Origin of the sequence: Dyadobacter subterraneus (assembly GCF_015221875.1) — a bacterium.
GTDB lineage: Bacteria > Bacteroidota > Bacteroidia > Cytophagales > Spirosomataceae > Dyadobacter > Dyadobacter subterraneus.
Genome location: NZ_JACYGY010000002.1, coordinates 128,970 through 143,812, shown reverse-complemented (window position 1 = coordinate 143,812; position 14,843 = coordinate 128,970). Strand labels below are relative to the sequence as shown.

Sequence of the window (14,843 nt, the reverse complement as noted above, 5' to 3'; positions counted from 1 at the left end):
TAAGAATGTTCAGAGCTTCCTTCAAGAATTGAATTGCACAACGAATATAAATAACATCACCATTTGCCATGGCACGTGATCTAAGATTAACAAGAAATATTGGTATTGCTGCGCACATTGATGCGGGTAAAACTACCACCACCGAGCGTATTCTTTATTACGCTGGAGTAAGCCACAAAATTGGAGAAGTACATGATGGTGCTGCTACAATGGACTGGATGGAGCAGGAGCAGGAGCGTGGTATTACCATTACTTCAGCGGCTACAACAGTTGACTGGAACTACCGCGGTGAGAAATATCACATCAACATTATCGATACACCGGGTCACGTTGACTTTACTGTAGAGGTAAACCGTTCCCTTCGTGTATTGGATGGATTGGTTTTCTTGTTCAGTGCGGTTGATGGTGTTGAGCCTCAGTCAGAAACTAACTGGCGTTTGGCTAACAACTATAACGTAGCACGTATCGGTTTCGTTAACAAAATGGACCGTTCTGGTGCAGACTTCCTTAAAGTTTGTGCGCAGGTGAAAGAAATGCTTGGTAGCTACGCTGTACCTCTTCAATTGCCAATCGGTGCTGAAGATACGTTCAGAGGTGTGGTTGACTTGGTTAACTTCCGTGGTATCGAATGGAATGAAGAAGACAAAGGAATGACTTTCAGAGAAGTTCCTATTCCTGATGATATGTTGGAAGAAGCAACTGAATGGAGAGAAAAACTTCTTGAAGCTGTTGCTGAATTCGACGACACTTTGATGGAAAAATATTTTGAAGATCCTACTTCAATCTCAGAAGACGAAATTCTTGCAGCTTTGCGCGCAGCGACAATCAGCATGAAAATCGTTCCTATGGTTTGTGGTTCTTCTTTCAAAAACAAAGGTGTTCAGACGATGCTTGATTACGTGATGGCTATCTTGCCTTCACCACAAGATCGTGAAAGCATAATCGGAACTGATCCTCGTACGGGTGCTGAGATTTCTCGTCAGCCAACGGATAAAGATCCTTTCTGTGCACTAGCATTTAAAATTGCAACTGACCCTTATGTAGGGCGTCTTTGTTTTATCCGCTCTTACTCAGGATACCTTGATTCAGGTTCTTATGTATTGAACAACCGTTCAGGAAATAAGGAACGTATCTCTCGTATCTTCCAAATGCACGCAAACAAGCAAAATCAAATTGATCGTCTTGAAGCGGGTGATATTGGAGCGGTAGTAGGTTTCAAGGATATTAAAACTGGTGATACACTTTCTGATGAAAAATCACCAATCATTTTGGAATCAATGGTATTCCCTGAGCCAGTAATTGGTTATGCAATCGAGCCTAAGAAAGCTGCGGATAGCGATAACTTCTCTAAGGCTATCACTAAGTTGATCGAAGAAGATCCTACGTTACAAGTTGAAAGTAACGAAGAAACAGGACAGACGATCATCAAAGGAATGGGAGAACTTCACCTTGAAATTATCATTGACCGTATGCGTCGTGAATTTAAAGTGGAAGTAAACCAAGGAGCTCCTCAGGTTGCTTACAAAGAGATTCTTACGAAGAACTTTGAGCATCGTGAGGTATATAAGAAACAAACCGGGGGGCGTGGTAAATTCGCCGATATCGTATTCGAAATCGGACCGAGAGACGACAACGAAGAAGGCAAAGAACCAAAAACTGGTTTGCAGTTTGTTAATCAGATTGTAGGTGGTACTATTCCTCGTGAATTTATTGCTCCAATCCAGAAAGGTTTTGAAGCTTCTATGTCAAATGGTGCCCTTGCAGGATATCCTTTGGATTCGATGAAAGTGCGTTTGTTCCACGGATCATTCCACGATGTCGATTCAGATGCGCTATCTTTTGAATTGGCAGCTAAGATCGGTTTCAGAGAATCAGCACGCCACGCAGGTTCTAAATTGATGGAGCCAATCATGCATGTTGAAGTTCTTACTCCTGATGACTACACAGGACCTATCACTGGTGACCTTAACCGTCGTCGTGGTATCATGAGAGGTATGGATTCACGTAATGGTGCCCAGGTTATCAAAGCAGACGTTCCTTTGTCAGAATTGTTCGGTTACGTAACTGACCTTCGTACAATGTCATCAGGCCGTGCTACTGCTTCGTTAACTTTCGCTTACTACGAAGTTGTACCTCAGCACATCTCTGATACGGTAATTGAAAAAGCTAAGGGCTTAGTTAAAGCTTAATAAAAATATTAGCCACTGCTCTGAAAAGGGCAGTGGCTAAAAATATTTAAGCCAGTGAAGTAAATGGTTCTTTCGCTGGTGGATTGTCGGGATTCGTTCCCATCAAGTTTTTCAAGAACCGGAAATAAGCAAATAAGATGAATCAAAAAATTCGTATCAAATTGCGGTCATTCGATCACAACTTAGTAGACAAATCTGCTGAGAAGATCGTTAAGGCTGTTAAGGCAACTGGTGCCGTTGTTAGCGGTCCAATCCCATTGCCAACTAAAACAGAGAAATTCACTGTTTTACGTTCTCCTCACGTGAACAAAAAGTCTCGTGAACAATTCCAGCTTTGTACTTACAAACGTCTGGTAGACATTTTCTCTACAAGTGCGAAAACTGTTGATGCACTGATGAAGCTTGAATTGCCAAGCGGTGTTGATGTAGAGATCAAAGTTTAGTGATTCTTACAGACTTATTTAATTAAGTCATTACATAATTGGATGAAGGTCCGGAATTCTGGAAACCACATCTGAGCTCATTCAGGTAATTATTCGAATGTTTTTTTGTGTTCGATTAATGCCAGGAATCAACTGAGGTCAGATGTTTAGTACATCTGACCTTTTTTGCTGATTATCAGTGAGAAATAATAAAATACTGCTTTGATATAAAAATTCAAATTTCTATCTTTGCAGTCCGTTTTAAAGAATAGGGTTTTACCTGCTAATTTAAATTAATTACGATGTCTGGTTTAATAGGTAAAAAAATCGGAATGACTAGTTTGTACAATGCTGACGGGCAGGCTCTGGCATGTACTGTGATTCAAGCTGGTCCTTGTGTTGTTACACAAGTTAGGTCCGAGGAAAGGGATGGGTATAAAGCCCTCCAATTAGGTTTTGGCGAGAGAAAAGAGAAAAACTCTACTCAGCCGTTAATAGGTCACTTCAAAAAGGCCGGTACAACTCCAAAGCATAAGCTTGTTGAGTTTAAGGAATTTGAAGTGGAGCATGAACTTGGAACTTCACTATCAGTACAAGATGTATTTGAAGAAGGTGAATTCGTTGATGTAGTAGGTTCTGCCAAAGGCCGCGGTTTCCAGGGTGTTGTAAAACGTCATGGTTTCGGTGGGGTAGGTGGACAAACACACGGTCAGCATAACCGTGCACGTCACCCAGGTTCGATTGGTGCTTGTTCGTTCCCTTCACGCGTATTTAAAGGCATTCGTATGGGTGGGCGCATGGGTAATAATCGTGTAAAAATTCAGAATTTGCGTATTCTGAAAGTGATACCTGAGCAAAACTTGCTAGTAGTAAGTGGCTCAGTACCGGGTTCAAAGAATTCATTTCTAATCATTGAGAAATAGTACCATGGAACTGTCCGTATTAAATATAAAAGGAGAAGATACCGGCAAGAAGGTAAGTGTGTCTGAAGAAATTTTCGGAATCGAACCTAACGAGCATGCGATCTATCTCGATGTGAAATTGTACTTGGCCAATCAGCGCCAGGGTACACACAAGTCAAAAGAACGTGCTGAGATCAATCACTCAACACGCAAGATCAAGAAACAAAAAGGTACAGGTGGAGCGCGTGCAGGTAGCATTAAATCTCCGGTATTCGTAGGTGGTGGTCGTATATTCGGTCCTCGTCCTCGTAACTATACTTTCAAGATCAACAGAAAAGTGAAAACGTTAGCGCGTATTTCTGCTCTTTCTGCGAAAGCGAAAATTGACGCAATATCAGTTTTGGAGTCATTTACTTTTGACGCACCAAAAACAAAGTCATATCTGACTGTACTTAATTCACTTTCATTAGTGAACACAAAAACATTGTTGATCCTTCCTGAAGTTGATAGCAATGTGTACCTGTCAAGCAGAAACATTCCTAAAGCGAAAGTTACTACTGTTGATTTGGTAAATACATATGATCTGATGAATGCAGACCGCCTTTTAATAAGTGAATCTGCTCTGTCTAATTTGGAAACCCTATTAAACAAATAGTGATGAGTGTACTGAAACGACCGATTATAACAGAAAAGGTAACGGCTCAGGGTGGTCAGGGAAAGTATGCCTTTGAAGTAACACTTACTTCAAACAAGGTTGAAATCAAAAAGGCTATCGAGAAACTGTTTGGGGTTACCGTAGAGAGCGTTCATACAATGCGCAGCATTGGTAAAAGCAAATCCCGCACTTCGGGAGGAAAGTTTGTAAGTGGAAAAACGTCAACCATTAAGAAAGCTATTGTAACAGTAGCTGAAGGTGAGATCATCGACATTTATGGTGAAGCTTAGAATTTTGGTTGATCTATTCAAATCTTAGAAGAGTTAAGTATAGCAATGGCAGTTAAAAAATTAAAACCGACAAGTGCTGGTCAACGTTTTCGCATGGCTCCTGCTTTTGAGGAGATCACAGCGTCAAAACCTGAAAAGAGCCTATTAGAGCCTGTTAAAAGAACAGGTGGTCGTAATAGCTCCGGACATCGTACCATGCGTCATATAGGTGGTGGTCACAAACGCAGATACCGTGTTATCGATTTCAAAAGAAATCGTTTTGATGCACCAGCAACAGTTCTTACAATTGAATACGATCCAAACCGCTCAGCACGTATCGCTCTGGTACAATATGCTGATGACGAAAAAAGATATGTAATCGCTCCAAACGGATTGAAAGTAGGACAAGTAATTGTTTCAGGAAGTTCAGTAGCACCAGAAATGGGAAATGCGCTTCCACTAGGTTCAATGCCAATTGGTACAATTGTTCACAATATTGAATTGACACCTGGTAAAGGCGGTCAGTTTGCAAGAAGCGCAGGAGCTTATGCTCAGCTTGTAGCGCGTGAAGGTAAGTACGCAGTAATTAAAATGCCATCTGGCGAAATGCGTATGATTCTTTCAACTTGTATCGCAACGGTTGGAACAGTTTCCAATTCAAGTCACATGAATGTGAATTACGGTAAAGCAGGCCGTAAACGTTGGTTAGGTCGTCGCCCAAGAGTTCGTGGTGTTGCTATGAACCCAGTCGATCACCCAATGGGTGGTGGTGAAGGCCGCTCATCAGGAGGCCAGCCTAGATCAAGAAACGGACAGTTCTCAAAAGGACTTAAGACTCGTGATCGCAATAAGCATTCTGAGAAATTGATTATCAGCCGTCGTAAAAAATAATTAGAATAATATGGCACGCTCATTAAAAAAAGGACCATACATCGACTTTCGTCTGGACATCAAGATTCAGACGATGAACAGCGCAGCACGTAAGTCGGTAATTAAGACATGGTCAAGACGCTCAATGATCTCTCCGGATTTCATTGGACATACATTCGCAGTTCATAACGGTAACAAATTCATACCGGTTTATGTAACTGAAAACATGGTAGGACACAAATTAGGAGAGTTTTCGCCAACGCGTAACTTCCGTGGTCACACCGCCAAAAAAGATAAAGGTAGAAAATAATTAGTCGACGATAGCTGGGTTTCTTCAATCGGAACCAGCCTATATCTGAAAGAACATGGAAGCAAGAGCTATATTAAGAAATGTGCCTACTTCTCCTCGTAAGATGAGATTAGTAGCCGACATGATTCGCGGACAAAAGGTCAGCAAAGCGTTGGCGCTGTTAAAGTTTCAACCAAGAGCTTCTTCACCAATTTTGCACAAAGTTTTACTTTCTGCAGTTGCCAACTGGCAACAATTGAACGAAGATGCAAAGCTGGAAGACGCTGATCTTTATGTTAAAACCGTATTTATTGACGGTGGACGTATGTTGAAGCGTTTGCGCCCTGCACCGCAAGGAAGAGCACACAGAATCCGTAAACGTTCAAACCACATTACACTTGTGGTTGATGACAAAGCGGAAGTTGCCGCAAGCGTGGAAAACAAAGTAATCACCGAATCATAAGTAAACGATCTATTTCGAATGGGACAAAAGGTTAATCCTATAGGTCTGAGACTAGGAATTGTTAGAGGCTGGGACTCTAGCTGGTATGGAGGAAAAGATTTTTCTGACAAACTTGTTGAAGACGAAAAAATTCGTAACTACATAAAAGCACGTATCCCAAAAGGATCAATCTCTAAAGTAGTTATCGAGCGTACACTGAAACGTATCACGCTTACAATTCACACGGCTCGTCCGGGTATCGTAATTGGTAAAGGTGGTAGTGAAGTTGACAAGATCAAAGAAGAGCTTAAAAAAATCACAGGAAAAGACGTTCAGATTAACATCTACGAAATCAAACGTCCTGAGATTGATGCAAAATTAGTTGGAGAAGCAATCGCACAACAACTACAAGCTCGTATCTCTTACCGTCGTGCAATGAAGCAATCAATCGCTTCTGCAATGCGTGTAGGAACTCAAGGTATCAAAATCCGTCTTGCGGGACGTTTGGGTGGAGCTGAAATGGCTCGTACTGAAGAGTATAAAGAAGGACGTATTCCTCTGCATACATTGAGAGCGGATATTGACTATGCAATCTCGGAAGCACAAACTATCTATGGTAAAATAGGTATCAAAGTTTGGATCTTCAAAGGTGAATTGTACGGAAAGCGTGATTTGACTCCAAGTGCTGCAACAGCTGCTGCTGACAGAAGCGACAGAGGAACAGGATCAGGCGGCGGAAACGACCGTAACAAGGACAGAAGAGGTGGTCGTGGCGGAAACGATAGTAACCGTGGCGGTGGTAGTGAAGGCGGTGGCGGCGGAAGCGAAGCTGATCGTCGTAAGAGAAGTAGAAATAAGAAGAAGTAATCAGACATTTTCCGATTTTGTTAAATCGGTTCAAATAGATTAGAATCATGTTACAGCCGAAAAGAACAAAATTTCGCAAGCAACAAAAAAACAAAGGTTCGGAAAAGGGACTAGCCACTCGTGGCGCTGAAATCGCTTTCGGATCTTTCGCAATCAAGTCGCTTGAGCCAGGCTGGCTAACAGCACGTCAAATAGAAGCAGCGCGTATTTCAGTTACACGTGCTATGAAACGTGAAGGCCAGGTGTGGATTCGTGTGTTCCCTGACAAACCTATTACAAAGAAACCTGCAGAGGTTCGTATGGGTAAAGGTAAAGGAGCTCCTGAGTATTGGGTAGCACCAATCAAGCCGGGAACAATCATCTTCGAAGCAACCGGTGTTCCACTGGAAACTGCCAACGAAGCATTGCGTTTGGCTGCACAAAAGTTGCCAATTAAAACAAAGTTCGTGGTACGTCGGGATTATCAAGAATAGACCAACCCCGAACGTCATCTAAGAACGCTAATTATTAAAAGCAATGACTAGTAAAGAAATACAAGACCTGTCGCAGGATCAGCTGAAAGAACAGATCGCACAAGAAAGAGAGCGCTTACTTCGATTGAAATTCGCGCACGCTATTTCACCGATCGAAAACCCTTTGCGTATTCGCGCCTCGCGTAAGGAAATTGCAAAACTATTGACCGAACTGTCGGCTAAAACTAACCAACAGTAAATCAGTTTAAGATATTATGGAGGCAACAGAAAGAAATTTACGGAAAGAAAGAGTCGGTAAAGTAGTGAGCAACAAAATGGAGAAATCCTGCGTGATCACTGTTGAACGTAAAGTTAAGCACGAAAAATACGGTAAGTTTATGACTAAAACTACCAAATTGATGGTGCATGACGAAAATAACCAGGTTGGTATCGGTGATACGATCAAAGTTATGGAAACCCGTCCGCTTAGTAAGAATAAGCGTTGGAGATTAATTGAAATCCTTGAAAAAGCTAAGTAACAAATGGTACAGCAAGAATCAAGACTGTCGGTAGCAGACAACAGTGGAGCGAAGGAAGTACTCGTAATTCGTGTACTTGGCGGAACTGGCAAACGCTATGCTTCAGTAGGCGATAAGATCGTCGTAACAGTAAAGTCTGCTCTTTCATCGAGCAGCATGAAAAAAGGAACGGTTTCAAAAGCCGTGGTTGTACGGACTAAAAAGGAAGTACGCCGCAAGGATGGTACATACATTCGCTTTGAGGATAATGCAGCCGTTTTACTTAACAACAACGACGAACCACGTGGCTCACGTATCTTCGGTCCAGTAGCGCGTGAATTGCGTGAAAAACAATTTATGAAGATTGTTTCCCTGGCACCGGAAGTGTTGTAAGAAATAAAAACAAAAGTATTTCTTCAGAACCGATTAGAGAATACCTCAAATGGAAAGCAAAAATAAAAACGTACCCGCAAAATTGCACATCCGCAAAGGAGATACTGTAAAGGTAATTTCCGGAAACGCGAAAGGTGAAACAGGGGTTATTAAAACTGTGCTTGTTGAGAAATCAAGAGCAACTGTGGAAGGTGTTAATTTGATTACGAAACACGTAAAACCAAATGCACAAAACCCACAGGGAAGTATCGAAAAACGTGAAGGTGCTATACATATCAGCAACCTGATGGTGATCGATCCAAAGACTGGCGAAGCGACTCGTACAGGGCGTAAAGCAAACGATAAAGGAAAGTTACAGCGGTTCTCCAAAAAATCAGGAGACTTTTTATAAGTCTCCCGGTTTCAGGACCAGTTGTTAGTTTTATATACGAAGCGCGTGGGTCGGCAATCCACATAATTAACTCAGAAAAATGGCACAGCCAAGATTAAAAGAAAAGTACGTTAGCGAAATAGTTTCGCAACTGAGAGAAAAGTTCGAGTACAAGTCTGTAATGCAAGTACCTCGTTTGACTAAAATTGTTATCAACAAAGGTATCGGCGCAGCCGTATCTGACAAGAAATTGGTTGATACAGGAGTTGAAGAACTAGGACTTATTACAGGACAAAAAGCAATTGCTACCATTTCTAAAAAGGCGGTTTCCAACTTTAAGTTGCGTGAAAACATGCCGATTGGAGCAAAAGTAACACTACGCGGAGATCGTATGTACGAATTCCTTGACCGTTTGACTGCTATTGCAATGCCACGTGTACGTGACTTCAAAGGTATCAGCGACAAAGGATTTGACGGTCGTGGAAATTATACTTTTGGTGTGAAAGAACAAATCATCTTCCCTGAAATCTCTATCGAAAAGGTAAACAAGATTACAGGTATGGATATCACATTTGTTACTTCAACTAATTCTGACGAAGAAAGTTACGAATTGTTGAAAGCACTTGGTATGCCTTTCACTAATGCGAACAAACAAGGATAATTCTTAAGACTAAGATATTTACCGACAATGGCAAAAGAATCAGTAAAAGCACGGGAAAGAAAAAGACAAGCTTTAGTAGCTCGTTATGCTGAAAAGCGTAAAACATTAAAGGCTGCTGAGGATTGGGTTGGCCTAGATAAATTACCCCGTAACTCATCGCCTGTACGTCTGCACAATCGTTGCAAAATCACAGGAAGACCTCGTGGATATATGCGCAAATTCGGAATCTCAAGAGTTCTGTTCCGGGAAATGGCCTCAGATGGTAAAATTCCGGGTGTTACAAAATCAAGTTGGTAGGAATACTTTCAATTCTGATTTCAATTACTTAACTTTGCACTCCCGTTTTAAGGGAGTGTTTAAACTAGGCATAAAAAATGTTAACGGATCCCATAGCAGATTATCTGACGAGACTCAGAAACGCCATCAAAGCGAAGCACAGGGTTGTTGAGATACCTGCATCCAACATAAAAAAAGAAATAACGAAGGTACTTTTTGATAAAGGGTATATCCAGAGTTATAAATTTGACGAAGTCGGCCCTCAGGGTGTAATCAAGATAGCCTTGAAATACAATCCTGTTACGAAACAAAATGCAATTGTGAAATTGCAGCGTGTTAGTAAGCCAGGGTTACGCAAGTACTCCGGGACATCTACACTACCTCGCGTTTTGGGTGGTCTTGGAACTGTAATTATCTCTACATCGAAAGGTGTTATGACAGATAAGGAAGCCAAAACACTGAATGTAGGTGGAGAGGTGTTATGTTTCGTGTACTAATATTTTAAAGTTATTCAGGAAATGTCACGAATAGGAAATAAATTAATCACTATACCAGCAGGCGTAACGATCTCAGTATCGGACGACAACCTGGTATCAGTTAAGGGTCCAAAAGGAACACTTACTCAATCTGTTGACACCGATATCGCAATCGAGATCGAAGGAAACGAACTGAAAGTTAAGCGTCCTAGCGAACAAAAACGCCACAAAGCGTTGCACGGATTGTACCGTTCATTGATCAACAACATGGTAATTGGTGTTGCATCGGGGTACAAAAAGGAAATGGAAATCATCGGTGTTGGTTACAAAGCCAGTGCCGTTGGTAATGTTTTAGAATTACAATTGGGATACTCACATAATATCTTTATGTCGATCCCTGAAGAACTAAAACTTACAACCACTTCTGAAAAAGGTCAGAATCCAAAAGTAATTTTGGAAGGTATTGACAAAGAATTGATAGGTTCTGTCGCTGCTAAAATTAAGTCTCTACGTAAAGTGGAACCTTATAAAGGTAAGGGTATTCGTTTTGTTGGTGAAATTGTTCGCCGCAAAGCTGGTAAGTCTGCTAAGAAATAGTGCGTAGCCACAGGATGATTTTGTTAACTAAGTTTAGATAAGATTTAAAATGGCTACCTCAAAAGTAGATAGAAGACAACGCCTTAAATATCACATACGTAAGAAAGTGAAAGGTAGTGCTGAACGTCCCCGTCTTTCGGTTTTCCGTTCAAACACTAGCATCTATGCTCAAATCATTGATGATGTTCAAGGAATAACCCTGGTAAGTGCTTCGACACTTGACCTTGGTGAGAGAAAAGAAAGTTCTAACGTAGAGGCAGCTCTTGCAGTTGGAAAGAAGATTGCCGAAAAGGCGCAGGCAGCAGGTATTCTTGCGGTAGTATTTGACCGTAACGGATATTTGTACCATGGTAAAGTTAAAGCATTGGCCGAAGGAGCTCGCGAGGGTGGCCTGAAATTCTAAGAATAAGCAAAGACTATGTCTACAAATACAAAACCTTCAAAGGTTAACGAATCGGATCTGAAAGAACGCGTTGTAGCGATCAATCGGGTAGCAAAAGTAGTAAAAGGCGGTCGTCGTTTTAGTTTCTCTGCCATCGTGGTTGTGGGTGACGGAAAAGGTGTGGTAGGTCATGGACTAGGTAAAGCAAATGAAGTAACAGATGCTATTGCCAAAGGAATTGACGATGCTAAAAAGAATTTGATTCAAATTCCTATGTTGAAAAACACTGTTCCTCATGCGATGGAAGGTAAATTCAGCGGTGGATTTGTTTTGATCAAACCAGCAGCTCCTGGTACAGGAGTACTTGCAGGTGGTCCTATGCGCGCCGTTCTTGAAAGTGCCGGTATCAAAGACGTACTTGCTAAGTCAAAAGGTTCTTCGAATCCGCACAACGTTATTAAAGCTACAATTGACGCTCTTTTGAAAATGAGAGCTCCTCATCAGGTTGCTTTCCAACGTGGAGTTAAATTGGACAAAGTATTCAACGGATAATCCTTACAGGGGATTATCCTTTATCTGAGAGTAATTATGTCAAAAGTACGTATTACACAAGTTAAAAGTGTTATCGACCGTCCTGAGAGACAAAAGTTGACTATCAAAGCGTTAGGCTTGGGTAAGATCAACCGTTCGGTTGAGCAGGAAAATACCGACGCCATCGCGGGTATGATCCGTAAGGTGAGTCACTTGGTTACAGTAGAAGAAATTTAATAAATACGAAAAGTATGAATCTTAGTTCATTAAAACCGGCAGCTGGATCCGTTAAGATCGGAAAACGTGTCGGACGTGGTCAGGGATCCGGATTAGGCGGAACTTCTGCACGTGGACATAAAGGAGCTCAGTCTCGTTCAGGTTATAGCCGTAAGGTAGGTTTTGAAGGTGGTCAGATGCCTCTTCAACGTCGTTTGCCTAAATTCGGGTTTAACAACATCAACAGAGTTGAGTATAAAGCATTGAATCTTGATGCAATACAAGCTCTTGTTGAAAAAACAAACGCTACTGTTATTACGCTTGAATTGATTCGTGAAAACGGACTTTGCGCGAAAAAAGACCTTGTTAAAATCCTTAACCGCGGGGAAATTACATCTGCTGTTGAAATTCAGGCAAACGGTTTTTCTGCATCGGCTATCGAAGCGATTGAAAAAGCAGGTGGTAAAGCAGTTACATTGTAACCTTGTTGGTTCAGTTCTAAACCGTGTATGTTTGATTATCGAACAGATAATGTAAGCCCCATAACATGAAACGATTTTTTGAGACGATAAAACATATATTTTCGATTGAGGAGTTGAGAACCAGAATTCTCAACACTCTTTTGTTTATAACAATATTCCGTTTAGGGTCTTATGTAGCTTTGCCTGGTGTAGAACCGGATCAGATGAATTTTTCATCACAGGGTTTATTAGGTCTTCTTGATACCTTCTTAGGTGGAGCTTTTAGTAAAGCGTCCATCTTTGCTTTGGGTATTATGCCTTACATCTCTGCTTCCATTGCAATTCAGCTGTTGACTATGGCATTGCCATATTTCCAGAAGATGCAGAAAGAAGGAGAGTCTGGGCGCAAGAAGTTAAATCAGATTACAAGAGTCCTTACGATTGTTGTGACATTAGTTCAAGGAACAGCATACTTAAATACTACTGTTCCTGACGAAGCTTTATTGGTTTCGCGCAGCTTGTTTTCTGTATCTTCTGTTTTTGTTCTTGCAGCCGGAACAATGTTCTGTATGTGGTTGGGAGAGCGTATTACAGATAAAGGTGTAGGAAATGGTATCTCTATGTTGATTATGATTGGTATTGTTTCCCGTTTTCCGGGTGCAATCCTTAAAGAATTTTCTTCAAGAGGAAGTGGACAAATCTTGCTTTTTGTATTAGAAATTGTAGCCTTGTATTTCGTTATTATGGGAGCTGTTATGTTAACGCAAGCAGTACGCCGTATACCTATACAATATGCAAAACAGGTAGTTGGTAACCGGGTTATGGGTGGCCAACGTCAATACCTTCCATTGAAATTGAATGCAGCTGGTGTAATGCCAATTATTTTCGCTCAGGCGTTAATGTTCATTCCTTCACTTGGAGCATCATATTTTGCTGAGAAAAGTGACTTCGCCAGTAACGTTGCCACAATTTTCGCAAACTATACAACCTGGCAATACAATTTGTTGTTTGCGTTTCTTATCATCGTATTTACTTTTTTCTACACTGCAATCTCGGTTAATCCGCAGCAAATTGCAGATGATATGAAAAGAGGAGGCGGTTTTATCCCTGGCGTTAAACCAGGACAGCAAACTTCTGAATACATCAGTTCTGTACTGGATCGTATTACTTTCCCTGGCTCACTTATGTTAGCTATTGTAGCTACTTTACCAGCTTTTGCTAGCCTGGCGGGTGTATCCACAGACTTTGCGCATTTCTTCGGAGGAACATCTTTACTTATTATGGTAGGTGTTGTTTTGGATACCTTGCAGCAAGTTGAAAGTTATCTTCTAATGCGGAGATATGAAGGTCTTATGAAATCCGGACGTGTAAAAGGTAGGACTGAAAGTGTCGCTATCTGATTTGGAATGATCTATTTGAAAACAGAGGAGGAGATAAACCTCATTAAAGAAAGTGCTCAGGTTTTAGGAAAGGCTCATGCCGAAGTGGCACAATGGATCAAACCAGGTATCACGACTAAAAAACTGGACACAATCGCTGAGGATTATATCAGAAGCTACGGAGGAATCCCTTCATTTAAAGGCTTCAACAATTTCCCTGCTTCACTTTGTATGTCTGTTAATGAAGTAGTGGTTCACGGAATTCCCGGGAATTATGAACTAAAAGACGGAGACATTGTTTCAATTGATTGCGGTGTTAAGTTAAATGGATTCCACAGCGACAGTGCTTATACATATCCTGTGGGTGAAGTATCAAAAGAGGTAATGGATCTTTTAACTGCAACCAAAAAATCTCTTTACAAGGGAATTGAGCAAGCAGTTGACGGATTAAGAATAGGCGATATCGGATTTGCGGTACAGCATTATTGCGAAGAAAGAGGATACACCGTTGTTCGCGAACTTGTTGGCCATGGTGTAGGAAGAGAACTACATGAAGGTCCGGAAGTTCCAAATTACGGAAAAAGAGGAAAAGGATTACGTTTGAAAGAAGGAATGGTCCTTGCAATTGAACCGATGATTAACTTAGGAACTAAGTCAGTTATGCAGGAAAGAGATGGCTGGACAATCAGAACAACGGATCGCAAATACTCAGCTCATTTTGAACATACTGTTGTGGTGCGTAAGGGAAAAGCTGAAATTCTTACCACTTTTGATTATATAGAACAAGTCACGGCGAATACCAGCCTAATGGTTGAAGTAAAGTAATAAAAGCTACGAATGGCAAAACAAGCATCAATTGAACAAGACGGAGTAATTTTAGAAGCGCTCTCGAATGCAATGTTTCGTGTAGTATTGGAAAATAAGCACGAGGTAATAGCACACATTTCAGGTAAAATGAGGATGCACTATATTAAAATTTTACCTGGTGACCGTGTAAAGCTTGAAATGTCTCCATACGACTTATCGAAAGCGAGAATTGTATACCGATACAAATAAGCTAAGAGTTTGAATAGATTAGTTTAGGAAATAACTATTGTAAGTAAGATGAAAGTTAAAGCATCAGTTAAAAAGCGCAGTGTAGACTGCAAAGTCATACGCCGGAAGGGTAAGGTCTACGTAATAAATAAGAAGAACCCACGGTATAAACAAAGACAAGGTTAATAAAT

At 41.1% G+C, this 14,843-nt stretch carries 26 protein-coding genes; all 26 read left to right on the top strand.

Annotated features, from left to right (window positions below; all coding sequences use genetic code 11):
- Positions 1–68 precede the first annotated feature (68 nt).
- Complete coding sequence (gene fusA, locus IEE83_RS25940; RefSeq protein WP_194123669.1) at positions 69–2,189, top strand: elongation factor G; 2,121 nt, start codon at positions 69–71, stop codon at positions 2,187–2,189.
- 137 nt (positions 2,190–2,326) lie between these two features.
- Positions 2,327–2,632, top strand: a complete 306-nt coding sequence (gene rpsJ, locus IEE83_RS25935) for a 30S ribosomal protein S10 (RefSeq protein WP_015813787.1) — start codon at positions 2,327–2,329, stop codon at positions 2,630–2,632.
- Between the two features lie 281 nt (positions 2,633–2,913).
- On the top strand, positions 2,914–3,534 hold the full coding sequence (gene rplC, locus IEE83_RS25930; RefSeq protein WP_194123668.1) for a 50S ribosomal protein L3: 621 nt from the start codon (positions 2,914–2,916) through the stop codon (positions 3,532–3,534).
- A gap of 4 nt (positions 3,535–3,538) precedes the next feature.
- Complete coding sequence (gene rplD, locus IEE83_RS25925) at positions 3,539–4,168, top strand: 50S ribosomal protein L4 (protein WP_090341152.1); 630 nt, start codon at positions 3,539–3,541, stop codon at positions 4,166–4,168.
- A gap of 2 nt (positions 4,169–4,170) precedes the next feature.
- Positions 4,171–4,458 (top strand): 50S ribosomal protein L23, encoded by a 288-nt coding sequence (gene rplW, locus IEE83_RS25920; protein ID WP_090341154.1) that lies wholly within the window; start codon positions 4,171–4,173, stop codon positions 4,456–4,458.
- A gap of 45 nt (positions 4,459–4,503) precedes the next feature.
- Positions 4,504–5,328: a 50S ribosomal protein L2 gene (rplB, locus tag IEE83_RS25915; RefSeq protein ID WP_090341157.1), complete on the top strand. Its 825-nt coding sequence runs from the start codon at positions 4,504–4,506 to the stop codon at positions 5,326–5,328.
- A 10-nt stretch (positions 5,329–5,338) separates the two neighbouring features.
- Complete coding sequence (gene rpsS, locus IEE83_RS25910; RefSeq protein WP_137342292.1) at positions 5,339–5,617, top strand: 30S ribosomal protein S19; 279 nt, start codon at positions 5,339–5,341, stop codon at positions 5,615–5,617.
- Between the two features lie 55 nt (positions 5,618–5,672).
- Positions 5,673–6,059 carry a 50S ribosomal protein L22 gene (gene rplV / locus IEE83_RS25905; protein ID WP_194123667.1) on the top strand — a complete coding sequence of 129 codons (387 nt, stop codon included), beginning with the start codon at positions 5,673–5,675 and terminating at the stop codon, positions 6,057–6,059.
- Between the two features lie 18 nt (positions 6,060–6,077).
- Positions 6,078–6,905 (top strand): 30S ribosomal protein S3, encoded by an 828-nt coding sequence (rpsC, locus tag IEE83_RS25900; protein WP_137342291.1) that lies wholly within the window; start codon positions 6,078–6,080, stop codon positions 6,903–6,905.
- A gap of 47 nt (positions 6,906–6,952) precedes the next feature.
- Entirely contained in the window at positions 6,953–7,378 is a 426-nt protein-coding gene (gene rplP / locus IEE83_RS25895) for a 50S ribosomal protein L16 (RefSeq protein ID WP_159469515.1), read from the top strand.
- A gap of 43 nt (positions 7,379–7,421) precedes the next feature.
- Positions 7,422–7,616: a 50S ribosomal protein L29 gene (gene rpmC / locus IEE83_RS25890; RefSeq protein ID WP_137342289.1), complete on the top strand. Its 195-nt coding sequence runs from the start codon at positions 7,422–7,424 to the stop codon at positions 7,614–7,616.
- A gap of 16 nt (positions 7,617–7,632) precedes the next feature.
- Positions 7,633–7,896, top strand: a complete 264-nt coding sequence (rpsQ, locus tag IEE83_RS25885; protein WP_090341174.1) for a 30S ribosomal protein S17 — start codon at positions 7,633–7,635, stop codon at positions 7,894–7,896.
- Between the two features lie 3 nt (positions 7,897–7,899).
- Positions 7,900–8,268 carry a 50S ribosomal protein L14 gene (gene rplN, locus IEE83_RS25880; RefSeq protein WP_090341176.1) on the top strand — a complete coding sequence of 123 codons (369 nt, stop codon included), beginning with the start codon at positions 7,900–7,902 and terminating at the stop codon, positions 8,266–8,268.
- 49 nt (positions 8,269–8,317) lie between these two features.
- Positions 8,318–8,659: a 50S ribosomal protein L24 gene (gene rplX, locus IEE83_RS25875; RefSeq protein WP_228102080.1), complete on the top strand. Its 342-nt coding sequence runs from the start codon at positions 8,318–8,320 to the stop codon at positions 8,657–8,659.
- A 79-nt stretch (positions 8,660–8,738) separates the two neighbouring features.
- Complete coding sequence (gene rplE, locus IEE83_RS25870) at positions 8,739–9,299, top strand: 50S ribosomal protein L5 (protein ID WP_194123666.1); 561 nt, start codon at positions 8,739–8,741, stop codon at positions 9,297–9,299.
- 27 nt (positions 9,300–9,326) lie between these two features.
- Complete coding sequence (gene rpsN, locus IEE83_RS25865) at positions 9,327–9,596, top strand: 30S ribosomal protein S14 (protein WP_090341179.1); 270 nt, start codon at positions 9,327–9,329, stop codon at positions 9,594–9,596.
- Positions 9,597–9,673: 77 nt separating this feature from the next.
- Positions 9,674–10,072: a 30S ribosomal protein S8 gene (gene rpsH, locus IEE83_RS25860; protein WP_090341180.1), complete on the top strand. Its 399-nt coding sequence runs from the start codon at positions 9,674–9,676 to the stop codon at positions 10,070–10,072.
- Positions 10,073–10,093: 21 nt separating this feature from the next.
- Complete coding sequence (gene rplF, locus IEE83_RS25855; RefSeq protein ID WP_194123665.1) at positions 10,094–10,648, top strand: 50S ribosomal protein L6; 555 nt, start codon at positions 10,094–10,096, stop codon at positions 10,646–10,648.
- Between the two features lie 49 nt (positions 10,649–10,697).
- A complete protein-coding gene (gene rplR, locus IEE83_RS25850) occupies positions 10,698–11,051 on the top strand; it encodes a 50S ribosomal protein L18 (RefSeq protein ID WP_194123664.1) in 354 nt (117 codons plus the stop codon).
- Between the two features lie 15 nt (positions 11,052–11,066).
- Complete coding sequence (rpsE, locus tag IEE83_RS25845) at positions 11,067–11,582, top strand: 30S ribosomal protein S5 (protein WP_090341189.1); 516 nt, start codon at positions 11,067–11,069, stop codon at positions 11,580–11,582.
- 36 nt (positions 11,583–11,618) lie between these two features.
- Positions 11,619–11,798 carry a 50S ribosomal protein L30 gene (gene rpmD / locus IEE83_RS25840; RefSeq protein WP_090341191.1) on the top strand — a complete coding sequence of 60 codons (180 nt, stop codon included), beginning with the start codon at positions 11,619–11,621 and terminating at the stop codon, positions 11,796–11,798.
- A 14-nt stretch (positions 11,799–11,812) separates the two neighbouring features.
- Positions 11,813–12,259, top strand: coding sequence for a 50S ribosomal protein L15 (rplO, locus tag IEE83_RS25835; RefSeq protein ID WP_194123663.1), 447 nt, complete (start codon positions 11,813–11,815; stop codon positions 12,257–12,259).
- Between the two features lie 65 nt (positions 12,260–12,324).
- The gene (secY, locus tag IEE83_RS25830; RefSeq protein WP_194123662.1) at positions 12,325–13,638 is read left to right on the top strand and encodes a preprotein translocase subunit SecY; all 1,314 of its coding nucleotides are present in this window, start codon (positions 12,325–12,327) and stop codon (positions 13,636–13,638) included.
- Between the two features lie 6 nt (positions 13,639–13,644).
- Positions 13,645–14,442 (top strand): type I methionyl aminopeptidase, encoded by a 798-nt coding sequence (map, locus tag IEE83_RS25825; RefSeq protein ID WP_194123661.1) that lies wholly within the window; start codon positions 13,645–13,647, stop codon positions 14,440–14,442.
- Between the two features lie 12 nt (positions 14,443–14,454).
- Complete coding sequence (gene infA, locus IEE83_RS25820) at positions 14,455–14,673, top strand: translation initiation factor IF-1 (protein ID WP_090341195.1); 219 nt, start codon at positions 14,455–14,457, stop codon at positions 14,671–14,673.
- 48 nt (positions 14,674–14,721) lie between these two features.
- Positions 14,722–14,838, top strand: a complete 117-nt coding sequence (rpmJ, locus tag IEE83_RS25815; RefSeq protein ID WP_090341197.1) for a 50S ribosomal protein L36 — start codon at positions 14,722–14,724, stop codon at positions 14,836–14,838.
- The last annotated feature ends 5 nt before the right edge of the window (positions 14,839–14,843 follow it).